The 23288-nt window shown below is 71.8% G+C and carries 16 protein-coding genes and 1 pseudogene; 12 read left to right on the top strand and 5 right to left on the bottom strand.

Features of this window, described 5'->3' with window-relative positions; all coding sequences use genetic code 11:
• Positions 1-81 precede the first annotated feature (81 nt).
• The 3 genes and pseudogenes from ABT112_RS01905 to ABT112_RS01895 all read left to right on the top strand — a co-directional run.
• A pseudogene (locus ABT112_RS01905) lies at positions 82-1125 on the top strand (glycosyltransferase family 2 protein); the annotation flags it as partial.
• Positions 1126-2277: 1152 nt separating this feature from the next.
• Positions 2278-2568: a hypothetical protein gene (locus tag ABT112_RS01900; protein WP_351504450.1), complete on the top strand. Its 291-nt coding sequence runs from the start codon at positions 2278-2280 to the stop codon at positions 2566-2568.
• A 467-nt stretch (positions 2569-3035) separates the two neighbouring features.
• Positions 3036-3380 carry a chaplin gene (locus tag ABT112_RS01895; protein WP_351504448.1) on the top strand — a complete coding sequence of 115 codons (345 nt, stop codon included), beginning with the start codon at positions 3036-3038 and terminating at the stop codon, positions 3378-3380.
• A gap of 174 nt (positions 3381-3554) precedes the next feature.
• Here the strand turns inward: ABT112_RS01895 and ABT112_RS01890 are convergent, their stop codons facing one another.
• Positions 3555-9368, bottom strand: a complete 5814-nt coding sequence (locus ABT112_RS01890; RefSeq protein WP_351504446.1) for an Ig-like domain repeat protein — start codon at positions 9366-9368, stop codon at positions 3555-3557.
• 924 nt (positions 9369-10292) lie between these two features.
• Positions 10293-10751, bottom strand: coding sequence for a BlaI/MecI/CopY family transcriptional regulator (locus tag ABT112_RS01885; protein WP_351504444.1), 459 nt, complete (start codon positions 10749-10751; stop codon positions 10293-10295).
• On the opposite strand from ABT112_RS01885, the gene ABT112_RS01880 reads away from it, so the two are divergent.
• A complete protein-coding gene (locus ABT112_RS01880) occupies positions 10750-11751 on the top strand; it encodes an alpha/beta fold hydrolase (RefSeq protein ID WP_351504442.1) in 1002 nt (333 codons plus the stop codon). The two genes, ABT112_RS01885 and ABT112_RS01880, sit on opposite strands and share 2 nt — an antisense overlap.
• Before the next feature lie 121 nt (positions 11752-11872).
• Here the strand turns inward: ABT112_RS01880 and ABT112_RS01875 are convergent, their stop codons facing one another.
• Both ABT112_RS01875 and ABT112_RS01870 read right to left on the bottom strand, forming a co-directional pair.
• Positions 11873-13069, bottom strand: a complete 1197-nt coding sequence (locus tag ABT112_RS01875; protein WP_351504439.1) for a glycosyltransferase family 4 protein — start codon at positions 13067-13069, stop codon at positions 11873-11875.
• The gene (locus tag ABT112_RS01870; RefSeq protein ID WP_351504437.1) at positions 13066-13662 is read right to left on the bottom strand and encodes a hypothetical protein; all 597 of its coding nucleotides are present in this window, start codon (positions 13660-13662) and stop codon (positions 13066-13068) included. The genes ABT112_RS01875 and ABT112_RS01870 overlap by 4 nt, the downstream gene beginning before the upstream one ends.
• Positions 13663-14041: 379 nt before the next feature.
• Between ABT112_RS01870 and ABT112_RS01865 the strand changes: the two genes are divergently transcribed.
• The 8 genes from ABT112_RS01865 (at position 14042) to ABT112_RS01830 (ending at position 22495) form a co-directional block, all read left to right on the top strand.
• Positions 14042-15145 (top strand): acyltransferase family protein, encoded by a 1104-nt coding sequence (locus ABT112_RS01865; protein ID WP_351504435.1) that lies wholly within the window; start codon positions 14042-14044, stop codon positions 15143-15145.
• Positions 15146-15394: 249 nt separating this feature from the next.
• Positions 15395-16609, top strand: coding sequence for a saccharopine dehydrogenase family protein (locus ABT112_RS01860; protein ID WP_351504432.1), 1215 nt, complete (start codon positions 15395-15397; stop codon positions 16607-16609).
• A gap of 345 nt (positions 16610-16954) precedes the next feature.
• Positions 16955-17281: an ANTAR domain-containing response regulator gene (locus ABT112_RS01855; protein WP_351504431.1), complete on the top strand. Its 327-nt coding sequence runs from the start codon at positions 16955-16957 to the stop codon at positions 17279-17281.
• Positions 17282-17564: 283 nt separating this feature from the next.
• The gene (gene hpt / locus ABT112_RS01850; protein WP_351504429.1) at positions 17565-18119 is read left to right on the top strand and encodes a hypoxanthine phosphoribosyltransferase; all 555 of its coding nucleotides are present in this window, start codon (positions 17565-17567) and stop codon (positions 18117-18119) included.
• A 111-nt stretch (positions 18120-18230) separates the two neighbouring features.
• Complete coding sequence (locus tag ABT112_RS01845) at positions 18231-19496, top strand: hypothetical protein (protein ID WP_351504427.1); 1266 nt, start codon at positions 18231-18233, stop codon at positions 19494-19496.
• Positions 19493-19981 carry a nucleotide triphosphate diphosphatase NUDT15 gene (locus tag ABT112_RS01840; protein WP_351504425.1) on the top strand — a complete coding sequence of 163 codons (489 nt, stop codon included), beginning with the start codon at positions 19493-19495 and terminating at the stop codon, positions 19979-19981. The genes ABT112_RS01845 and ABT112_RS01840 overlap by 4 nt, the downstream gene beginning before the upstream one ends.
• A 199-nt stretch (positions 19982-20180) precedes the next feature.
• On the top strand, positions 20181-21662 hold the full coding sequence (locus tag ABT112_RS01835; protein ID WP_351504423.1) for an MFS transporter: 1482 nt from the start codon (positions 20181-20183) through the stop codon (positions 21660-21662).
• Positions 21663-21943: 281 nt separating this feature from the next.
• Positions 21944-22495 carry a subtilase-type protease inhibitor gene (locus ABT112_RS01830; RefSeq protein WP_351504421.1) on the top strand — a complete coding sequence of 184 codons (552 nt, stop codon included), beginning with the start codon at positions 21944-21946 and terminating at the stop codon, positions 22493-22495.
• 155 nt (positions 22496-22650) lie between these two features.
• On the opposite strand, the gene ABT112_RS01825 is transcribed toward ABT112_RS01830, so the two are convergent.
• Entirely contained in the window at positions 22651-23082 is a 432-nt protein-coding gene (locus ABT112_RS01825) for an ATP-binding protein (protein WP_351504419.1), read from the bottom strand.
• Between the last annotated feature and the right edge of the window lie 206 nt (positions 23083-23288).

Genomic DNA, 23288 nt, shown 5'->3' with positions numbered 1-23288 from the left:
CGACCCCGGACCAGGCCCGGCGGCATCCCGCCGTGACACACGGCGGCACAGCAGGCATCGCACCCCTCCGCTCGACGTGAAAGACGGCACATGCATCACAGCTCCGACCCGGCGGTCTCCGTGGTCATCCCCTGTCACGACTACGGCCGCTACCTCCCGCAGGCCTTGGACAGCGTGCTCGCCCAGACGTTCCGCGACTGGGAACTCGTCATCGTCGACGACGGCAGCACCGACGACAGCGCCGAGGTCGCCCGGTCCCTCATCGCCCGGTACCCGGAGCGCCGGATGCGCCTGGTCGAACAGGCCAACGCCGGGGTGTCCGCGGCCCGCAACACCGGCATCGCCGCCGCCACCGGCCGCTACATCCTGCCGCTGGACGCCGACGACGTGATCGCCCCGACGATGCTGGAGAAGACCACCGCGATTCTGGACGGCGACCCCGCCGTCACGATCGCCTCCACCGACGTCTTCGCCTTCACCGAGGACGACCTCCCGCCGCAGGTGCTCCCCCTACCCGCGTACAGCAAGGACCTGCTGCTCCAGCGGCTGATCATGTTCTACTGCTCGCTGTACCGGCGCGAGGCATGGGAGACCGTGGGCGGCTACAACGAGGCCATGCGGGCCGGTGAGGACTGGGATTTCTGGATCGGCTGCGCGGAGCAGGGCTTCGAGGCCCACCACATCCACGAGCCGCTGTTCGGGGCACGGAACAAGGACACCGGGCTCCACCTGGAGGCCGCCGAGAACGACCTGGCGATCCGGGCGCGGATCGTGGCCAACCACCCGCAGCTGTTCAAGCCGGTCACCCGGGACTGGGCGCAGGTCGTCCTCACCGGCGACGCCGACCGCTGCCGGCACGACGCGGCGGTGCCCGACGACATCCTCACCCGGGCCGCCGAGATGGACCAGTTCCTCCAGTCGGTGATGGCGCTGCAGCGCACCGCTCGCCTGCAGTACCACCACATCAAGTACTTGGAGAAGGCGCTGCAGGCACAGACCGGGGGACCGGCCCCGGTGGGTCCGCAGGCTCAGGAGGGGCCGACGTCCGCGCGCGGCACCGAGCCCCTCGTGCCCCCGCACCCGACGGCACCCCAGGACCGGACAGCCGCCCCCTCGGCCGTGTGAGACGGCAGTCGCACAGCACACCCAGGCTCCCCCGCTCGTCGCCCGGCCGCCGCTGTCCCCGCCCGCCCGGCCGGGGACAGCGGCCTGTGAACGCCGAACCGCCCCGTACGTCGCTCAAGGACGTTACGGGGCGGCTCCGTTCACGGACGCTTCACGGAGGGGGCGGTTGCGTTCACGGACGTTTCGCGGACGGGGCTGCTGCGTCCACGACGGGGCTGTTTGCGTACACGGACGAGAGAAAAGCCTCGCTCCCCGCCGGGCTGAAGGCTGCTTCCGCGAGGGAGACGGAAAGATCACCGGCAGGGAGCGAGGGGTCGGGGGAGCGGGTCCGGCGCCGCGGTCGCACCGGCTGTGACGGGTCGACCGGCGGTCGAGCCGCCGGACGGGATCAGGCCCGGCCCGGTGTGGTGTCGCGGCCGGCGGGAGCGAGGCGGCGGAACAGGCCGTGGCCGGTCGTTCGGAGTGTCAGGAAAGGGAGGGACGCCCGGTCGGCGAGGTGTGACACCTCATAGGCCTCCAATGTCGGTCACCCGGAACCGTGCATGTGGCTCTCTCCTCATCAACGCCGAAGTCCACGGGGGAGTCACGGCCCCGGTGGCAATTCCTCGTCGACGGGCGGCACCGGACGACGGGCCGCGCGGTGCCGAGCGGGCGCGCCCGGCCGAACGGGTGGGCGCGGGGTACCGGCCCATCACGGGGCCGTTGTGCAAGGCGCTGCACACACGAGGGATCTCCCTGTGCTTCTGAGCCCTTCCGCTCGTATGGCGTGCGAGCGGCAGAGCTCATGGCATTTCCGTGCGGTGACATCCGGGGGCCCCACTGCGCCCACCGCGTCGGCCCGGCGGAACTCCTTGAATGCGGAATGATGTCGGCGACCCTCCGGGTGCCGGTTCCGGCCGTCGCGTCCCGGCTCGTGTGTCATTCCATCGGCCGGCGTAATGGACCGCTCATGGACCGCACCTGTGAATCACGCCGAGGATGCGGCCACTTGAATCAATGGCCGAGTTCGGTCGCGTGAATTATTAGACCGTTGGGATGGCTTTCGGGGACGCGCCGCCGGATAGGTCTTTTGTCGCTGAGCGAGACCCCTCCACAGAGGTGATACTCGGACCTGTTCTTCCATCCGGAGAAGAGCTGAGAATGGAGAGACTGATGCGTACAGCCCTCAAGATGTCCGTGATGGCGATCGCCGTGGTCGCCGCGCTGGGCACCTCGGCCGCGACCGCCGGCGCCCACGAGAAGAAGAAGGACGACGACAAGCAGATCAACATCTGCGGCAACGTCGACCAGAGCGCCTTCGCCTTCGACGACGCCTACCTCGCGGACGTCCGCCAGGAGGCCGAGGGACCGGTCTTCTGTCAGAACGGTGAGCACAACACGGCGATCAACGACGAGTCGGAGACGAGCCTCGTCTACTACGGCGTGCTCGACGGGATCCTCTGACCTTCGTCCGCCGACGGCACCGGCGCCGCACCCCGGTGACGGAACCGGTATTCCGCACATGCGGTGGGAGTGCTCGAGGGGTGAATCCCTGAAAAGTGCTCCGAGAGCGAGAAACGCGTCCGTGGTCCGGGCGCGTTTCTCGCTTTACTGCTGCGGAGGAACTGAGGTGTGGGCGGCGCCCGTTGCAATCGGACGGCTCGGTGGAGACGCGCCGTACCGGAGCGGTGGCAGCTCCGGCGGAAATGTGCCCCGGGCCGCGTCACCGGCATTCGGCGGTAAGCAACATTGTCCTATCAGCGGGTCCGGTGCGTGCGGCCGGTGACGCCGTGATCCGCGGGCAGAGGCCGCGAGGAAAGTCGACGGCCATTCGAGTGACGATCAGTTACTCCCGAAGAAACGTGACGTTGTGCAGGGAGCCGTCCGCGAGCAAGGGGCGGCAGCTACACGCTTACTGAGGGAGTTTCGCCATGAAGGCAATCAAGAGCATCGCTGTCGTCGGTGTCGCGGCGGGCATGCTGGCCGCGGGTGCGGGCGTCGCCACGGCGCACGACGGTGGCAAGGCCAAGGGCCACGAGGAGAAGAGCCGTCATCACAAGAAGGCCCACAAGAACCACAACATCAAGGTCGTCAAGAAGGTCACCTACGTGGAGGACGACAGCGTCAAGGGTGCCGCCCTGGGCTCCCCGGGATTCGGCTCGGGCAACCTGACCCAGATCGTCACCACCCCGCAGACCAACGCCTGCGGCCTGACCACCAACGCCCTCGGCGGCGTGCTGAACTCGTCGTTCGGCAACCGCTGCGAGAACCGCTGACACCGCTGGACTTCGCGCACCTCGGAGAAGCACACACGGCTCTCCGCCCGGTGTGACGCCGCACGAGCCCCCGGCCTTCCGGCCGGGGGCTCGTCCCGTGCAAGGCGGCACGGCCACGCCGGGCCGCTGGATGCGGGCCCGGCGTGGTGGTGCGTTCCGGTGACGCGGTGTGGGTCAGGGCAGGAGCGGCGTCGGCTGGAAGGTGAGCGTTGCCGTTGCCGACGACGGACTGAGGCAGGCGGCGCCTGCGAACGAGGCCGTGTACGTATTGGCCGTGATCACGACCGGTGAGACGGTCTTGTTGGGCGGTGCCAGCGTCGCCACGCCGCTGGCATTGGTGACCGCGGTGCCGAGCAGGATCGGGCCGCCGGTCGCGTTGGCGGTGAAGGTGATGGTCTGGCCGGAGATCGGAGCGTTGGTCACCGTGTTCTTGAGCGTGGCGCTCATCGCCGGGATGACCAGGGTGCCGTTGGTGCGCAGCCGAATCTGAGCCGGCGGAGCCGTCAGGGTGGTCGAGGTGCCGGTTGTCGTGACGCTCACCGTTCCGGTGGAGGTCAGGAAGCAGCCGTCACCGCTGTAGACCGCGGTGATGGTTCCGGAGGTCAGCGTGGTGCTGGTGAAGCAGGCCTGCCCGCCGGCGTTGACCGCGACGGTCTGGTTGAGTCCGCCCGGCCCGGTGAAGGTGACGGTTCCGGTCGGGGTGCCCGATCCCGGCGGGGTGGCCGTCACGGTGGCGCAGACGGTGACGGACTGGCCGCAGGTCGACGGGTTCGGAGCGGCCGTGACGACCGTCGTCGAGGCCGACTTGTTCCGGGTCAGGACCACGGTGCCGGTGGAGCCGGTGAAGCAGGGGTCCTCGCCGTTGTAGACCGCCGTCACCGTGCCCGAGCCCACCGTGGTGCTGGTGACGCAGGCCTGGCCTCCGGCGTTGAGGGTGACGGTCTGGTTGAGTCCGCCGGGTCCGGTGAACGTGACGGTTCCGGTGGGTGTGCCGGAGCCGGGCGGGTTGGCGGTGACGATGGCGCAGATGGTGACGGTCTGCCCGCAGACCGACGGGTTGGGCGCGGCGGTGACCGTGGTGGTCGTCGCCGCTTCGTTCCGCGTGATGGTCACGGTGCCGGACGAGCCCGCGAAGCAGGGCCCTTCACCGTTGTAGGTGGCGGTGATGGTGCCCGCGGCCAGGGTGCTGCTGGTGATGCAGGCCTGGCCGCTGGCGTTGAGGGCGACGGTCAGGTTGAGTCCGCCCGGCCCGGTGAAGGTGACCGTTCCGCTCGGGGTGCCCGATCCCGGCGCGTTGGTGGTGACGGTGGCGCAGACGGTGACGGACTGGCCGCAGACCGACGGGTTGGGCGCGGCGGTGACCGTGGTGGTGGTGGCCGCTTCGTTGACCGTGACGCTCACGGTGCCGGTGGAGCCGGTGAAGCAGGGGTCTTCACCGTTGTAGGTGGCGGTCACGGTTCCGGTGGCCAGGGCGGTGGTGGTGACGCAGGCCTGTCCGCCGGCGTTGAGGGTGGCGGTTTGGTTGAGTCCGCCGGGTCCGGTGAAGGTGACCGTGCCGGTCGGGGTGCCGGAGCCGGGCGGGTTGGCGGTCACGGTGGCGCACAGGGTGACCGTCTGTCCGCAGACCGACGGGTTCGGCGTCGCGGTGACCGAGGTCGTGGTGGCCGCTTCGTTCCGGGTGATGACCACCGTGCCGGACGAGCCCGCGAAGCAGGGGCCTTCGCCGTTGTACGTCGCGGTGATGGTGCCTGCGGCCAGGGTGCTGCTGGTGATGCAGGCCTGTCCGCCGGCGTTGACCGCGACGGTCAGGTTGAGTCCGCCGGGTCCGGTGAACGTGACGGTTCCGGTGGGTGTGCCGGAGCCGGGCGGGTTGGTGGTGACGGTGGCGCAGACGGTGACGGACTGGCCGCAGACCGACGGGTTCGGTGTGGCGGTCACCGTGGTGGTGGTGGCCGCTTCGTTGACCGTGACGCTCACGGTGCCGGTGGAGCCGGTGAAGCAGGGGTCTTCACCGTTATAGGTGGCGGTGACGGTTCCCGTCGCCAGGGCGGTGGTGGTGATGCAGGCCTGGCCGGTGGCGTCGAGGGCGACGGTCTGGTTGAGTCCGCCGGGTCCGGTGAAGGTGACCGTGCCGGTCGGGGTGCCGGAGCCGGGCGGGTTGGCGGTCACGGTGGCGCACAGGGTGACCGTCTGCCCGCAGACCGACGGGTTCGGTGTGGCCGTCATCGCGGTCGTCGTCGATGCTTCGTTCCGGGTCAGGACCACGGTGCCGGTGGAGCCGGTGAAGCAGGGGTCCTCGCCGTTGTAGACCGCCGTCACCGTGCCCGAGCCCACCGTGCTGCTGGTGATGCAGGCCTGTCCGCCGGCGTTGAGGGACACCGTCTGGTTGAGTCCGCCCGGCCCGGTGAAGGTGACGGTTCCGGTCGGGGTGCCCGATCCCGGCGGGTTGGCGGTGACGGTGGCGCAGATGGTGACGGTCTGCCCGCAGACCGACGGGTTCGGTGCCGCGGTGACCGTGGTGGTGGTGGCCGCTTCGTTGCGGGTGATGGTCACGGTGCCGGTGGAGCCGGCGAAGCAGGGGCCTTCGCCGTTGTAGGTGGCGGTGATGGTGCCTGCGGCCAGGGTGCTGCTGGTGAAGCAGGCCTGTCCGCTCGCGTTGAGGGTGACGGTCTGGTTGAGTCCGCCGGGTCCGGTGAAGGTGACACTCCCGGTGGGTGTGCCCGACCCCGGGGCGTTGGTGGTGACGGTGGCGCACAGGGTGACCGACTGTCCGCAGACCGACGGGTCGGGTGTGGCCGTGACCGTGGTGGTGGTGGAGGCCTCGTTGACGGTGACTGCGGCGGTGCCGATGGAGCCGGTGAAGCAGGTGTCCTCGCCGTTGTAGGTGGCCGTGACGGTTCCGGTGGCCAGCACGCTGGAGGTGATGCAGGCCTGTCCGCCGGCGTTGAGGGTGGCGGTCTGGTTGAGTCCGCCGGGTCCGGTGAAGGTGACGGTTCCGGTGGGTGTGCCGGAGCCGGGCGGGTTGGCGGTCACGGTGGCGCAGATGGTGACGGTCTGCCCGCAGACCGACGGGTCGGGGGTCGCGGTGACCGTCGTGGTGGTGGCCGCTTCGTTGCGGGTGATGGCCACGGTGCCGGTGGAGCCGGCGAAGCAGGGGCCCTCGCCGTTGTAGGTGGCGGTGATGGTGCCGCCGACCAGGGTGCTGCTGGTGATGCAGGCCTGGCCGGTGGCGTCGAGGGCGACGGTCAGGTTGAGTCCGCCGGGTCCGGTGAAGGTGACGGTCCCGGTGGGTGTGCCCGATCCCGGGGCGTTGGTGGTGACGGTGGCGCAGACGGTGACGGACTGGCCGCAGACCGACGGGTTCGGCGTCGCGCTCACGGTCGTCGTCGTGGAGGCCTCGTTGACCGTGATGGCCACGGTGCCGGTGGAGCCGGCGAAGCAGGGGCCCTCGCCGTTGTAGGTGGCGGTGACGGTTCCGGTGCCCAGGGCGGTGGTGGTGACGCAGGCTTGGCCGCTGGCGTTGAGGGTGGCGGTCTGGTTGAGTCCGCCGGGTCCGGTGAAGGTGACCGTTCCGCTCGGGGTACCCGACCCGGGCGGGTTGGTCACGACGGTGGCGCAGAGGGTGACCGTCTGTCCGCAGACCGACGGGTCGGGGGTGGCCGTGACCGTGGTGGTGGTGGACGCTTCGTTGACGGTGACCGCGGCGGTGCCGACGGAGCCGGCGAAGCAGGGGCCTTCACCGTTGTACGTCGCGGTGACGGTTCCGGTGGCCAGGGCGGTGGTGGTGACGCAGGCTTGGCCGCTGGCGTTGAGGGTGGCGGTCTGGTTGAGTCCGCCGGGTCCGGTGAAGGTGACCGTTCCGCTCGGGGTGCCCGATCCCGGCGCGTTGGTGGTGACGGTGGCGCAGACGGTGACCGTCTGTCCGCAGACCGACGGGTCGGGTGTGGCCGTGACCGTGGTGGTGGTGGAGGCCTCGTTGACGGTGACCGTGGCGGTGCCGATGGAGCCGGTGAAGCAGGTGTCCTCGCCGTTGTAGGTGGCGGTGACGGTTCCGGTGGCCAGCACGCTGGTGGTGACGCAGGCCTGCCCGCTCGCGTTCAGGCTGACGGTCTGGTTGAGTCCGCCGGGTCCGGTGAAGGTGACCGTGCCGGTCGGGGTGCCGGAGCCGGGCGGGTTGGCGGTGACCGTCGCGCAGAGGGTGACCGTCTGTCCGCAGACGGACGGGTCGGGGGTCGCGGTGACCGTGGTGGTGGTGGACGCTTCGTTGACGGTCACTTCGGCGGTGCCGACGGAGCCGCTGAAGCAGGTGGCCCCGTTGTAGGTGGCGGTGACCGTCCCGGTGCCCGGCGTGGTGCTCGTGAAGCAGGCCTGGCCGGTGGCGTCGAGGGCGACGGTCTGGTTGAGTCCGCCGGGTCCGGTGAAGGTGACGGTCCCGGTGGGGATTCCGGAGCCGGGCGGGTTGGTGGTGACGGTGGCACAGACAGTGATGGTCTGTCCGCAGACCGACGGGTCGGGGGTCGCGGTGACCGTGGTGGTGGTGGACGCCGGGTTGACGGTCACCGTCGTAGTGGCCACCGAACTGGAGACGCAGGTGTCACCGTTGTAGGTGGCGGTGACGGTCCCGCTGGACAGCGTGGTGCTGGTGAAGCAGGCCTGGCCGGTGGCGTCGAGGGTGACGGTCTGGTTGAGTCCGCCGGGTCCGGTGAAGGTGACGGTCCCGGTGGGGATTCCGGAGCCGGGCGGGGTGACGGCCACGGTGGCGCACACCGTCACCGACTGCCCGCACACGGACGGGTTCGGCGTGGCCGTGACCGTGGTCGTCGAATCGGCCGCGTTCACCGTCACCGTGGTCGTGGCGACGGAGCCGGTGAAGCAGGTGTCACCGTTGTAGGTGGCGGTGACGGTTCCGGAGGCGAGGGTGGTGCTGGTGAGGCAGGCCTGGCCGGTGGCGTCGAGGGTGACGGTCTGGTTGAGTCCGCCGGGTCCGGTGAAGGTGACGGTCCCGGTGGGGATTCCGGAGCCGGGCGGGTTGGCGGTGACCGTCGCGCACAGGGTGACGGACTGTCCGCAGACCGACGGGTCCGGCGTCGCGGAGACGACGGTGGTGGTGGCGGCTTCGTTGACCATGGCGTCGGCAGACCCGCTCGACGCCGCGAAGCAGGTGTCGCCGCCGTAGGTGGCCGTCACGCTGCCGCTGCTGAGCTCGGTGGTGGTGAAACAGGCCTGGCCGGTGGCATCCACCGCCACCGTCTCGCTGAGCCCGCCGGGTCCGGTGAACACGACCGAACCCGTCGGGGTTCCGGTCGCCGGAGCCTCCGCGGTGACGGTCGCGCACACCGTGACGGACTGCCCGCACACCGACGGGTCGGGGGAGACCGTCACCGCCGTGTCCGACTGTGCCTGGATGACGTTCTGCGTCACGAACCCGGAGGTGTCGCCCGCAAAGTTGGCGTCGCCGGAGTAGGCGGCGGCGACGAGGTGCGGGCCGACGCTGAGGTTGCTCACCGTGGCCTGCGCCTGCCCCGAGGCGTCGACGGGGGCGATCAGCGGTGGTCCGTCGGCGCTGATGATGAACGTCACCGTGCCGGTCGGGGTGCCGGCGCCGGGAGGAACGGGAGCGACCTGCGCGGTCAGGGTGATGGTCTCTCCGCAGACCGCCGGGTTGGGACTCGTGGTCAGGACGACGGTGGTCAGGGCCGGGGTGACCACCTGCGTGTCCGCGCCGGTGGACGGATCGAGGTTCGCGTCACCGCTGTACGTGGCGGTCACGGCGTGCGAGCCCACCGACAGCGTGGAGATGGTGAGGAACGCCTGTCCGCTGCCGTTCACCGGCACGGTCACCGGTGCGCCACCGTCCACGACGAAGCTGACGGTGCCGGTCGGTGTGAAGATCGCCAAGGGATCGGCAACGGTCGCGGTGAAGGTGACCGTCTGACCGAAGACCGATGGGTCCGGTGCCGAGGTCACCGTGGTGGTCGATAGTGCCATGGTGCGAGCCCCTTTCACGGGTCCATGGACGGAAAGCGGGCAGCCCGAAGCCCGTGGCGCGGTTTCGCAGCACGGACAAGGGCGGCGCAGGTCGGCACGGGGCACCGACGAGTCCGCCACCCCCCGACGCAGGAAGTGGGCGGCCCACCTGTCGATGTCAGCAGTAGGCAGCGCCGCAGCACCTTTGGGCCAGATGGAGGGATGCAATGTCCCCCGGTCGGCGCAGCGCTCAGCCGCGCACACGGCGCACTCCGGCTCGGCCGCACTACGCCTCAGTGCACCGCCAGCCGTCCGTTTTCATCCTGGTCCGGCGACCGGTCCGGACCGGCCGGGTGGTAGGGGAGCGGACGGTCCCCACGGCTCGTCCGCCCGGCCCGCTACATACGGTGAGGCCGCGCTCGTTCACCAATTCGGGGATGCGCCGTGTGCGCCTGCGCGATGTGCGGCGACTGCGCCCCGGGGGACGCGGGAGGGTAGGCCCGGCCCCGGGCGACGGCTCGTCTCTCGCATCGGCCGACGCCGCAGGTGATCCGAGGGGGAACGGCGCGAGTGGCCGGGGGAACCCCGGCCACCGGGGCGGGACCGACCGCGATGCCGGTTGGGTGTGCCGAGGCGGCATGTCCCGCTGCTGCCCGGCACGTTCCGTCACGGTGCCCCGGGGCGATCCGCCCACCCGGCCGGGCACCGCCTTCCGGCCGGTGCCGTGCGCCCTGCCCGCCGCAATGCGCCCCGGCGCTGCCTCTTCGCCATGCGCGGTGCCACGATGCGCCGTTCGGAGCGGAGCGGTACCGGCGTGGCGTACCGGAGAGCGCATCGTGTCCGTCCAGGGCGGAGGTGCGTCCGCCCGCGTGCGGAGCCCGGTCCGTCGCACGCACCGTGGCGATCGGCCCGTCACAGGAGCAGAACGAGCCGCCCGCCGCGATGTCACGCCACCGGCCGGAACATGACCCCGACGGGGCAGCCGGCCGACGCTCTCGCGGCCGGCGCCGACGACGGCTCCGCGCCCGTCCGCACCGGCCGGTAGGCACCCCGCCTCCCGTCCACGTCCCGGGCCACAAGTCCCTTGCCCCACAGCCGCGTCGGGGTCGTGTGCACCGTGTTGCAGGCGAGGCCGCCACCGATCCGCGTCCGGAGCTCCCCCGGGGGTGAGAGGCCGGTCGCCCACGGCGCGTCCGGAATCTCGCCCTCCAGCGCACCGGAAATCCGCCGGGGCCCTGTTCCGTGGGGCGCGCTGCACCTGCCACGCGGGCACCTCAGAAGGTGCCCCAGTCGGCTGTGTCCTGCCAGTTTGCCGAAGTGGCAATGCCATTCGCGTTCACCGGGCGCCGCAACGCAGGATCGATGGGTACCCGCGGCTGCCCGGGAAGCCCGAGGAGAAACCATGCACCAGTCCACGCCGTACGCAGAGCCGCGCCACCGCACCATCGACGCACCAGCCGGACGGCTGCACCTGGTTGAGCAGGGCACCGGGCCGCTGGTCGTGCTCGTCCACGGCTTCCCGGAGTCGTGGTACTCCTGGCGCCACCAGCTCCCGGCCCTCGCGGCGGCGGGATACCGGGCGGTCGCACTCGACGTGCGCGGCTACGGCCGTTCCTCCAAGCCGATGGCGACGCAGGAGTACCGGATGCGGGCCCTGGTGGAGGACAACGTCGCCCTGGTGCGCGCCCTGGGCGAGGAGACAGCGGTGATCATCGGGCACGACTGGGGCTCGAACATCGCGGCCACCTCCGCCCTGATCCACCCCGACATCTTTCGCGCGGTGGGCCTGCTGAGCGTTCCCTACGCCCCGCCCGGCGGCCCTCGCCCCAGTGAAGTCTTCGCACGGATGGGCGGTGACCAGGAGTTCTACGTCTCGTACTTCCAGGAGCCGGGCCGGGCCGAGGCCGAGATCGAGCCCGACATCCGCGGCTGGCTCGCGGGCTTCTACGCGGCCCTGTCCGCCGGCACCATGCCGGCGCAGGACGAGCCCGACCCGTACTTCGTCAGCCGCGGCGCGACGCTGCGCGACCGCTTCCCCGAGGGGCGGCGGCCCTCCTGGCTGGCCGAGGCCGATCTCGACCACTACGCCGGGGAGTTCGAGCGCACCGGCATGACCGGAGCACTCAACCGCTACCGGAACATGGACCGCGACTGGGAAGACCTCGCCGACCTCAACGGTCTGCCGATCACGCAGCCGTCCCTGTTCATCGGCGGGAGCCTGGACGCCTCCACGACCTGGATGGCAGACGCGATCGACGCTTTCCCGGCCACGCTTCCGGGTCTGGTCTCCTCCCGCCTCCTGGACGGCTGCGGCCATTGGCTTCAGCAGGAACGCCCCGAGGAGATCAACCAGCTCCTGACCGCCTGGCTTGCCGCGGTGTCCCAGTCGCTGCCGCTGCGGTAGCGGATGGAGGCGTCGGCTGTACCGACCCGAGACACGGTCTCAGGGCCGGTCGTGCGGATCAGGCAGGCACCGCGAGCCCAGCCTGATCCGCATGACCGGCCCTGAGGTCCACGGGGCCCGCTCAGGCCGCCCGCGGGCCGTCCGCGGCCCCGCCCCGCGGGTCCTTGGCGTCGAGCAGCTCCGTGAACAGCCGTTCCCACCGGGGGCGGATGCTGTTCCGGTCGTAGCGGTGCGCCGATTCGGCCGCCCGGCCGCCCAGGTCCCTGCGCAGCGGTTCGTCCTCGATGAGCCGCCGCAGCGCTCCGGTCAGCGCGGGGACGTCCCCGTTGGGGACGAGCAGGCCGTCCTCGCCGTCGGTGACGATCTCGCGGGGTCCCTGCGGGCAGTCGAAACTGACCACGGGAACGCCATGGCTCATGGCCTCGGCGAGCACCATGCCGAAGCCCTCGTGGCGGGAACTGAGCGCGAAGACCGAAGCCTTGGACAGCTCCTCGTCCAGCCGGGTGGTCCGGCCCATGAGCAGCACATGGTTGTAGAGGTGCTTGCGGTGGATCAGCCGGCGCAGCTTCTTGCGTTCGGCGCCGGAGCCGTAGATGCGCAGCTTCCAGTCGGGGTGGTCGTGGACGATCCGTTCGAACGCCTTGATCAGCAGGTCGAACCCCTTGGCCTTCACCAGCCGCCCGGCGGCGACGACGAGCTTGCCGTCCAGCGAGGAGGGGGTCCGGTCGCCGTCGTTCAGGGCGTTGGGAATGCGTTCGACGCGGACACCCGAGCCCGCCAGGACGCGGCGGTACGCCTCTTCGTCGCTGCCGGTGAGCACGGCGACGGCGTCGAGCCGCCGGTACCAGTGGTCGATCTCCCGGGTCAGCTCCGGCTGGTGCCGCGCGTAGTGCAGATGTTCCTGGGCGACCCGGACGACTCCCGTCGGGGCCAGCCGGGCGGCCAGCAGATTGAGCGCGGGGCGGGTGGTGACCAGCACCCCGCCGTCGAGGGAGCGCAGATAGCGGGTGAGCCGACGGTCGGTCAGCCGGTTGAACCGGTCGTGGCGGACCTCCGAGGGCGGCACCAGCCGGCTGGGCGAGCGCTGCATCCGCCGTTCCAGGGCGCGCCGCCACGCCGGTGCGTCGGCACTGCCGTCGACCAGCGGACGGAGCCGGACGCGCGGATCGACGGGGAACGCCGGGGTCCGCCGTTCCCGGTGGACGCTGACGAGTTCCACGTCGTGGCCCGCGGCGGCGAGGCTGTTCGCCTGGTTGATCACCGTGCGCACGGTGCCGCCGACGGTGAACGCGTTGAGCAGCAGGAAGCGGATCTTCACACGGCCTCCCGGCGGCAGGTGACGGAGAGGTTGTCCTTGACCGTGAAGTACGGCTTGACCCGGACGGATCCGGCCGTCTGCGCCGGGTAGGTGAAGATCTTCTTCTTGCCGCGGATGTCGTCCAGATGGCGCCCGAGCCGCAGCTCGTCTGCGCCGGGAGCGGCCACGAGATAGAGGTCCCAGGTCAGCTTCCGCCCGTCGCACCCCGCCGCCAGGGCGTCGACGGGCAGCCCGGCGTCGAACCGGCCGTTCCGCAGGTGCGCCCCGGCCCGTACCTCGGTGCCGTGCGCTCCTCGCGAACGGGCGACGAGTACGGCCTCGGTGCCGTCCGGGGCCTCGCTGTGGTCCCGGACCTGGTTGTCGTCCGGGGCCTCGCTGTCGTGCGGGGCCTCCCCGTCGTCCGGGACCTCGCTGTCGTGCGAGACCCGGCTGTCGTCCCGGACCGGTGGGTGCGCCTCGCCCGGCTGGTCGGCGACGAAGCCGACCACGCGGATCCGGCCGTCGCGCGGCCACACTTCCTCGATCTCGGCGTGGGCCGGTTCCTCCTCGGCGGTGGCGCGGCCCGGCGCTGCGGGGGGCGGCTGGCTGTCCACGTGATGCGTTCTCCTTCGGGCGCTCGGCACTGATCGGGCACCGCAGCTCGGGCACTGCGGCTCGGGCGCGGCGGCTCGGGTACTGCGGCGGCACTGCGGAAGTGCCGGTCGGCTGCGGGCCCTGCGGCGTGCAGGGAAATTTCCACGGGCGGGACGTGAGGGATCCTGCCCGCAGCGTGCGTATAACCCGAATGGAGCACCTCAATGCCCTCATGGGGCACCGGGATCCCGGTGCGGCGTTGGACCGGATGAGTCGTTGTTCATCCTGGGATTCCTGTGATTTGAGGTGTCTATGGTGCTTATGGTGCCAGGGGTGGATCAGAGGGGCATCGCCCCCGGCGGTCCACACGAAACCCGACGCGCCGACAGAGGAGGCTGTGTGACGCGAGGCGTGCCGGCGGTGCAGGGGACTGCCCGTGACCCGTTCTTCGACAACGCGAAACTGCTGGCCATCGTGCTGGTGGTGGTGGGCCACGCATGGCAGCCCCTGAAGGACAGCCATGCCATGTGGGCCGCCTACCTGTTCGTCTACATGTTCCACATGCCGGTGTTCATTCTGATCTCCGGCTACTTCTCGCGGAGCTTCGCCTTCCGCCCGAACCAGGTGAAGCGGCTGATCACCGGTGTCGCCGTGCCCTATGCGGTCTTCGAGACGGCCTACACCCTCTACGGCAACGCGGTGGACGGCCGGAGCAACGACCTCAGTCTGCTCTCGCCCTGGTATCTCACCTGGTTCCTGGCCGCGCTCTTCGTCTGGCGGCTCACCGCGCCCCTGTGGCGGGTGCTGCGCGCCGATGTCGCGGTGGGGCTCGCCGTCGTCATCGCCCTGGTCGGCGCCGCGGGTGAGCCGGGTCCGGTGTTCAACCTCGACCGGGTCCTGCAGTTCCTCCCCTTCTTCGTGATCGGCCTGGTCATGCGTCCCGAGCACTGGGAGCTGCTGCGGTCCAGGCCGGTGCGGATCGCCGCCGTTCCCGCCATGGCCGCGGCCGCGGCCATGGCGTACTGGGTGAAGGGGCGGATGACCGCCGAGTGGGTGTTCCACAGCCGCGGCTGGAGCGAGCTGCACGTGGCCTGGCCGGTCGGGGCGGCGATGACGCTGGCGATGACGGCGTGTTCGCTCGTGCTGGTGGCCGCCTTCCTGGCGTGGGTGCCGCGGCGCGACACCTGGTTCACCCCACTGGGCGCGGGCACGCTCTGCGCCTATCTGCTGCACGGCTTCTTCATCCGTACGGCGGCATGGGAGAACTGGTTCGACGCGGCCTTCTGGCACACCCCGCTCGGCCAGGTGGTGGTGACCGTCCTGGGGGTCGGCCTGGCTCTGGCGCTCACCTCCGCGCCGGTGCGGCGGCTGCTGCGTCCGGTCATGGAGCCGCGGCTGGAGTGGGCGTTCCGCAACCGCGAACCGGCGGTGGCCGCGGCGCTGCCCTCCGGGCGGCCTCCGGTTCCGGAGGAACGGCGGCACGCGGAGTCCGTGGCGAGCTGAGGTCCCCTGGCGCCGTGCGGTGCGCCGTCCGTCCTCCCGGCGGTACGAGCGAGGGGCCCGGCCTCCGTCGGGCCCGCCGGCCGACGGCGCCCGCCGCCCAGCTGCGCGAGCCGGCTCCCGAGCGGTTGAAGGGTGTCCCCGGGTGACGGATCATTCCTGGCATCGGGCCCGCAGGTGCTGCCCGGGGCGGTGTCGGGAGTGCCGGCGGAGTGCCGGACCCGACCCGCTCCCGGGCGAGGAAGGACGGCTGTGAGGATTCTCCTGGTCGGTGCAGGCGGGGTCGGCACTGCCGCGGTGCGGATCGCCGCCCGCCGTGACTTCTTCAACCACATGGTGGTGGCCGATTACGACCCGGAGCGGGCCCGGGCGGCCGTGGGCTCCGTCGGTGACTCCCGCTTCGTCGCGGCCCGGGTGGACGCCTCCGACGAGGCGGGCGTCCGCGAGCTCCTCGCCTCGCACCGCTGCGACGTCCTGCTCAACGCCACCGATCCCCGCTTCGTCATGCCGCTGTTCCGCGCCGCGCTCGACGCCGGGAGCCACTATCTGGACATGGCGATGTCGCTGTCCAGGCCGCACCCGGAGCGGCCCTACGAGGAGTGCGGCGTCAAGCTGGGCGACGAGCAGTTCGCCCTCGACGAGCAGTGGCGGGACCGCGGCCGGCTCGCCCTCGTGGGCATGGGCGTCGAACCGGGCCTCTCGGACGTCTTCGCCCGGTACGCGGCGGACGAACTCTTCGACGAGATCGAGGAGATCGGCGTCCGCGACGGAGCGGATCTGGTCGTGGACGGGTACGCCTTCGCCCCGTCGTTCTCCATCTGGACCATGATCGAGGAGTGCCTCAACCCGCCCGTCGTCTACGAGGCGGACCGCCCGCCCGGCCGGCAGTGGTTCACCACCGAGCCGTTCAGCGAACCCGAGATCTTCGACTTCCCCGAAGGGATCGGCCCCCTCGAATGCGTCAACGTGGAGCACGAGGAGGTGCTGCTCATTCCGCGCCGTGTCGAGGCCCGGCGCGTCACGTTCAAGTACGGGCTGGGCAGCGAGGTGATCGGGACGCTCGGCACCCTGCACCGACTGGGCCTCGACCGGACCGACCCCGTGGCCGTCGGCGCCGTGCAGGTCGCCCCGCGGGACGTGGTGGCCGCCTGCCTCCCCGACCCGGCGACCCTCGGCGAGCGGATGCGGGGCCGGACGTGCGCGGGCACCTGGGTCAAGGGCAGCAGGGCCGGTATCCCGCGGGAGCTGTACCTGTACCACGTCGTCGACAACCAGTGGTCCATGAGCGAGTACGGCTCCCAGGCGGTTGTCTGGCAGACCGCGATCAATCCGGTGATCGCCATGGAGCTGATGGCCGAGAACGTCTGGGGCGGAGTGGGGGTGCTGGGCCCCGAGGCGCTGCCGCCGGGCCCGTTCCTCGACCGTCTGGCCTCCTACGGTGCGCCCTGGGGCATGCGGGAGCAGTGACACCGCCGGGGCGGGACGAGCGTTCGGCACGGTTCCTTGCGGAACGGCGGAGTTCACTGCGAAGTGTGACGGATCGTCATATGTGGTCGCTCATCACGGGCGTACCGGCGCAACCGCTCCACCGCCGGACGTGACCGGCGACACGGGAGGAACGTGCGGGGCGGTGGCGTGGGGGCGGGGCCCGCAGGGCAGGTGATCCGAGGGGGCGGAGTCCGAACGCCAAGTGGGAGAACGTGATCAGTGGGTGACACGAGAGGTCGTGCCCGGCAGGTCGGCGAGCGTTCCGGAAGTCGTGGCTCCGGTGGGCCGTCGCCGGTTTCCTATTCGCTCAGCGAACTGTCCGTCGTGGCAGGGGAGTTCCGCGCCGCCGAGGGCGTCGAGGAGGAAGTGCAGCGCCTGCGGCGGGAAGTCGCCCAGCTCAAACGGGCACTGGAGACCAGACCGGTGATCGACCAGGCCCGCGGGGTACTCATGGCCACCGGGCAGTGCACCGCGGAAGAGGCCTGGGCGGTGCTGCGCGACGCCTCCCAGCACAGCAACCTCAAGATGCGCACCATCGCCCAGCATGTGATCGCCGGCTCCCAGGGCGCCGCGCTGGAGGAACCCGCGGGGACGGCCCTGCGCCGCGCTCTGCGGAGGATCCGGAACGCCGGTCGGCCGGCCGGGTCCTGAGCGTTCCGGTTGCCTCTGCCGGCGGCGTCGCGGACGTGGCCCGGCCGCGTGGCGCGGTCCGCGGAGGTCGTTCCGCTCGGGCCGCGCCCGGCCCTGACCGGGCGGTGCGCCGCGCTGCGGCCGCCCCGTCCTGTCCTGCGGTCTGTCATGCGACGGTTACTGAAATGATGTAAGTTGACGAACTGTTGTACCCGCACAGTGACCGCGTGCGGGGGAAAAGGACCTGTGGTGCGGTCCGTCCAGGAGCGGTACGGATCGCCGGGAAGGCATCGGGGAACCGGCAGTGGCTTTACGGCAGGAACTCGCGCGCGTCCTGTTCCCTCGGGAACGGATAGCGGAACGGGTCCGGCAGCTCGGGGCGGAGATCACCCGCGACTACCGCGACCGGCCTCCGGTGGTCGTCGGCGTCCTCAAGGGAGCGGCGGCCTTCACCGTCGACCTGGGCCGGGCCATCGATCTGCCGATCACCATGGACTGGGTTGCCGTGTCCACCTACGGACGGGGCAGCACGGCCGGCGAACCCCGGCTTCTCAAGGACATCGACGAGGACCTGACCGGCCGTGACGTGCTGTTCGTCGAGGACATCCTCGACACCGGCACCACGCTCGCCTGGCTGATGGCCCGGTGCCGCGAACGCGCTCCCGCCTCGGTGCACTGCTGTGTGCTGCTGCGCAAGCCGCACGCCGTCACCAAGCCGGTGGTACCCCGCTATGTGGGGTTCGACATCTCCCAGCACTGGGTCGCCGGCTACGGAATCGACTACGCGGAACGGCATCGCAACCTCCGCGACATCCACGAAGTCCGCCTTCCCGCAGCCGTGTCCGCGCCCTCGTCCTGATGGAGCCCCGGCTCTCTCCGACGGAGCCCCGGCCCGCGCGCCCGTACCCCCTTCCCGCCGCGGTCCCCCTGTGCCCCGCGGCACTCGACCATGCGCACTTTTTGGAGCTCTGTGAACGCCTTCGACCTGGCCGTCATCGGTGCCGGGCCCGCCGGACTCGCCGCCGCCCACCGGCTCGCCGGAACGTCGTGCACGGTGGCCCTCATCGACGGGGGCAAGCCCGTCACCGCACGCGACCGGTACGACGCCACCGACATGACGCGCGGCCACGGAGGGGCGGGCCTGTTCTCCGACGGCAAGTTCTCCTTCTACCCGTCGGCCAGCGAACTGTGGACCCTGCCCCGCACCGCGGACCTGCGCGCCGCCTACGACTGGACCTGCGGTCTGCTCCGCTCCCACGGCCTGGACGCACCCCCGTTCCCCGCCGACCCGTCCGCCTACTCGGTGGGCTCCGGTGAGTGGATCCTCAAGGACTACCCCTCGGACTATCTCTCCCTGGCGGCGCGCCTGCGGCTGACCGAGGACATGGTGGCCGCCACGGCCGCCACCGTCCTCACCGAATCCGAAGTGGTGGGCGCCGCCTACGACCGCGCGAAGGACACCTTCCGGCTGTCGCTCCGGGACGCCAAGGGGCAGGAGTCGGAACTGGCCGCCCGGCGGCTCGTCCTGGCCGGCGGCAGATTCGGGCCGCTCGGACTGCGCGACCTGACCCGGGAGCGGTCCTTCCGCCGCCTGGAGGTCGGCTTCCGGATCGAACAGCCCGCGGAGCTGGCCTTCTTCCGGGACATGAAACAGCTCGACCCCAAGCTCCGCTTCCGCGAGGAGGATGCCGGCATCGAGTGGCGGACCTTCTGCGCCTGCCGCGACGGCGAGGCGGCACTCACCGAGACCCACGGCCTGTGGACCGTGTCCGGACGCTCGGACTGTCCGCCCACCGGCCGGTCCAACGTCGGCTTCAACACCCGCATCCTGGACGAGACGGTGGCCACGCGGGCCATGGTGCCCGCGCTCGCCGCGATGGCCGACGAGGAGTCGTACTTCACGCTCCCCCTGGACGCGCTCATGGACCAGGAGCCGGAGGCCGTCGCGACCTTCGATCACGTCTACGGGCCGGAGCTGCGCGAGATCATGGCGCGCGGCCTGTCCCGTCTCGCCACGGCCTTCCCGGCGGTGCGGGGCGAGGGGACGCGACTGATCGGCCCCACGCTCGAAGGGGTCGGCTGGTACCCGGTGGTGGACGGCGATCTGCGGCTGCTGGACACCCCGGCCTGGGTCGCCGGGGACGCCTGCGGGCTGTTCCGCGGCATAGTCGCGGCCATGATCAGCGGCCACTACGCCGCGGCCTCGGCGCTGCGGGAACTGGAGGGCCCGGCATGACCACCCCGGTCCCCGGCCGCCGGCCCGTCGTCGGTGTCGGAGCCCTGCTGCTGCGGTCCGACGGCGCGGTGCTGATCGGCCACCGGATCAAGGACGGGGAGCCGGCGACCTGGTGCCTGCCGGGCGGCCACGTCGAGCCCGGCGAGTCCTTCGAGGAGGCCGCCGTCCGGGAGATCGCCGAGGAGAGCGGCGTCCACGAGGTGGCGGGCGCCCGGGTCTTCACCCTGGCGCTCCGCACCGCGTCGGACCGGACCGAGGTCACCGCCGGCGTGGTGGCGCTCGCCACCGGTCCCGACCCCCGCACGGCACTGCCCGAACCCGAGGTGTTCGACCGCTGGGTCTGGGCCCTGCCCGACGCACCGCCCGGCCCGCTCTTCCCGGCCAGCGCTGCCCTGCTGGCCGCCTGGCGGGGCGAATCCGCCGGCCCCGGCTGGACGGTGTACCCGGCAGGGACGGCACCCGGGCACGGGCGAGGAGGCGGATGAGACGTCGCCCCACGGGCGGCACGCCGCCCCGCACCACCGCGGCGGCCCCGGAGACCGCCCACCGTCCGCACCGTGCGGTGCGCGTCCGGGGCCGCGGCGGGCCCGCCCGGTTCCGGGGCGGCGGTGATCCCCGTACGGCCCGCGGACCCGGTCGGACCGGTGGCCGCGGACCGTCCCCTTCCCACACCGAGGAGCCCAGGTGAACGCGAGTCCAGAGCCCACAGGTGACGCCCCCTTCACGTTCGACCGGCGGGCGTGGGCCAGACTTCTGGTGCTGTGCACGGCCATCCTCTTCGAGGGGATGAGCCTGTCGAGCATCAATGTGCAGCTGGCCGGAATCCATCGTGGTCTGGAACTGCGCCCGGACCAGCTCCAGTTGGTGGCCGGCGCCTTCCTCACCACCTACGCCGGGCTGCTCCTGGCCGGCGGGAAGTGCGCCGACCACTGGGGGCGCCGACGGATGTTCCTGCTCGGCGTGGGGATCTTCGGGGTGAGTTCGCTCGGGGCCGCGCTCGCCCAGGAGCCGGTCGGGCTGATCGCGGCCCGGGCGCTCCAGGGCGTCGGCGCGGCCGTCACCGCACCCGCCGCCGTGGCACTGATCGTCACCGGCTTCCCGGAGGGCGGCCCGCGCAACCGCGCGCTCGGGGTGTTCAGCGCCATGGGCGCGGCGGGCTTCACCCTCGGCGTCGTCGTGGGCGGGGTACTGACCGAGGTGTCCGGCTGGCGGGGCGCGTTCCTGCTCTACGTGCCGCTGAGCCTGTTCGTCCTGCTGGCGGCCGTCCGGGTGCTCGCGCCCGACGAGCGTCCCGCGGCGCCCCGGACGCCGATGGGCTGGCCGTCCGCCCTGCTGATCACGGGCGGTCTGATCGCCGTGGTGTACGCCGTCGGGCGGGTCGGCGCCGCCGGGGCGCCCGAGCTCGCGGTGGTCGGCGGCGCGGGCCTCGCGGCGACCGTCGCGTTCTTCGTCCTCCAGGCCCGGACCACCCGCCCGCTGCTGCCGCTGCCGCTGGTCACCGACCGCCGGATGGCGGCGGCCTGTCTCGCGCTGGGCGGTGCCTTCGCCGGTGTCACGGGGTCGATGTTCCTGGTGGCGACCGACCTCCAGGAGCACCGCGGGTACTCCGCCCTGGCGGCGGGGCTCGCCTTCCTGCCCCAGGGGCTGGCCGTGGGCGCCCTGTCCACCCCGGCCGCCCGGCTGGCGAACCGCCGTCCCACGACGCTGCTGCTCCTGGCCGGCCTGGCCGTCATCGCCGTCGGGCAACTGCTCTTCACCACGGTCCGGGACGGCGCGTACCTCACCCATCTCCTCCCGGCGGCGATCCTGGTGGGCACCGGCATCGCGCTGGCCTATCCGGCGGCGGTCATGCTGGCCAGCGCCGCGGCCGCACTCCACGACCAGGGCACCGCGTCCGGTGCCCTGACCGCCTGTCAGCAGGCGGGCGGCGCCCTGGGGGTGGCGGCGGTGACCGGAATCCAGGCCCTCGCGCCCGGCACCTTCCGGACCGGTCCGTTCAGCCTGTGGGGGGCGTTCGGCTTCGTCGCCGTCGCACTCCTCGGCTGCTCCCTCCTGCTCTTTCCCCGTGCCCGGCGGACGGAGCGCGCCGTCGCGGAGAACCGCCGTCCGGAGGCGGACACGGGCACGGACGTGGACGTGGACCCGGCCACGGAACGGACCCACTGAGCCGTTTCGGCCGACGCGGAACGGCCGGGGCGCGGGGGCCGGTGACATCGGGGCTGCTGGGGGCTCCGGGTGCCGGACACCCCGCGCCGGAACGGGCCGGGCCGGGGCCGCCGAACAGCGGTCCCCGGTACCCCGGCGCAGCGCCCCGGCCTGGACCGGTATGCGGTTCGGCCACGGGGGTGACGGGTGGTGTGTCCGGGACGGGGTGGGTCGATGTGCTTCCGTGGCGGGTCTGCGCAAGGCTCTGGGGGCCAGCTGACATCCCGAGCGAGGGAGTTGACATGCGACACCCGGCAACGAGGATCGCAGCAACCGCGGCACTGGTGGCGGGCCTCGTCCCGCTGACCGGCGGCCCGGCGCACGCAGCGTCCGAAGCACCCGGACAGCCCGGACAGAGCGCCCGGTCCGAACAGTCCGACCGGTCCGGGCAGTCGGTCCGGTCCGGGCAACGCGGACAGCCCGCGGAGCCGGGCGAGCCCGGCGGGTCCGCGCAGCCGCTGAGTCTGTTCGCGCCGTCGGCCATGGTGCTGACGATCGGCAAGGGCGAGGACCCGCGGACGGCGACGGTGGAGCGTGCGGTCACCCTGCGGTGCACCCCGACGGCGGGCGGGGACCACCCGGATCCGCGCTCCGCCTGCTCCGAACTGCGCGGTGTGAACGGCAAACCGGGCCTGCTCGTCAAGAACGAGCCGGGCCGCGTCTGTCCCTTCATCCACGATCCGGTGACGGTCACCGCGGAAGGGGTGTGGCAGGGACGCCGGATGAACTACACGGCGACGTTCGACAACAGCTGCATCATGCAGGGCAGGACGACCCAGCTGTTCGGCTTCTGAACGGCTCACCCTGCCGCCCACCGGCCCTCCGCGTACCGGCGGAGGGCCGGCCGCGTCCTTCGTGCCGGGCCTGCTGCCGGCCGTGCTCGGGGAGGGAGGCGCATCCGAAGCCTGGTCGGTCGGACGGCAACGCGCCGGGCCGCCGGGACGCCCCGTCAGAGGGCGACGTACGCCCGGATGCGCTTGCCGGCCGTCTGCTGCTCGATCTCGAGGCGGCGGCACAGCGCCACCACGATCTCCAGACCGTGCTGTCCGACGCGCCCGGCGTCGTGGGGGAGGACCGCGGGCAGCGCGGAGCCGGTGTCCCACGCGGTGATGCGCAGGGTGTCGCCCGTGATGTCGAGGTCCAGCCAGCAGGGGCCGGGCGCGTGCTTGAGCGCGTTGGTCACCAGTTCGCTGACGACCAGGCGCACGACGCCGACGGTCTGGGCGGTGACCGCCGCCCCACCCGCGGCCTGCGTCTCGGCGAGAAAACCGGCGGCGAAGTCCCGCGCCGCCGCGATGGTGCCCGGTCGTCCGTCGTATGCCGCGCTCGCGCACGACAACGGGGGCCCGCACTGCTCGCTGGGCGAAATGACATGGGGCACCGGGCACCCTCCTTCTGCGCCGAATCCTGATGCGCGTGTCCGGTCCTCAGTGGTGCCGGTGATCGCGACTTCCGCATACCCCGGTGCTGCGGATCCACGCCTGAATCTTTCGTTCCGCATTCCGTGTCGCCGGCCACAGAGCGGGCCGGCCACAGAGCGGGCCGGCCACAGAGCGGGCCCACCGCAGAGCGGGCCGCTCCAGGGCA

The organism is Streptomyces sp. NPDC002055 (assembly GCF_040296705.1).
Classification (GTDB): Bacteria; Actinomycetota; Actinomycetes; order Streptomycetales; family Streptomycetaceae; genus Streptomyces.
This window is presented reverse-complemented; position numbering and strand designations above follow the sequence as displayed.

Coding starts and splice junctions, on each gene's coding strand:
- ABT112_RS01895 (WP_351504448.1), top strand. CDS start 3,036: ATGAAGGCAATCAAGAGCATCGCTGTCGTCGGTGTCGCGGCGGGCATG.
- ABT112_RS01885 (WP_351504444.1), bottom strand. CDS start 10,751: ATGGTTTCTCCTCGGGCTTCCCGGGCAGCCGCGGGTACCCATCGATCC.
- ABT112_RS01840 (WP_351504425.1), top strand. CDS start 19,493: ATGACCACCCCGGTCCCCGGCCGCCGGCCCGTCGTCGGTGTCGGAGCC.
- ABT112_RS01900 (WP_351504450.1), top strand. CDS start 2,278: ATGCGTACAGCCCTCAAGATGTCCGTGATGGCGATCGCCGTGGTCGCC.
- ABT112_RS01880 (WP_351504442.1), top strand. CDS start 10,750: ATGCACCAGTCCACGCCGTACGCAGAGCCGCGCCACCGCACCATCGAC.
- ABT112_RS01830 (WP_351504421.1), top strand. CDS start 21,944: ATGCGACACCCGGCAACGAGGATCGCAGCAACCGCGGCACTGGTGGCG.
- ABT112_RS01890 (WP_351504446.1), bottom strand. CDS start 9,368: ATGGCACTATCGACCACCACGGTGACCTCGGCACCGGACCCATCGGTC.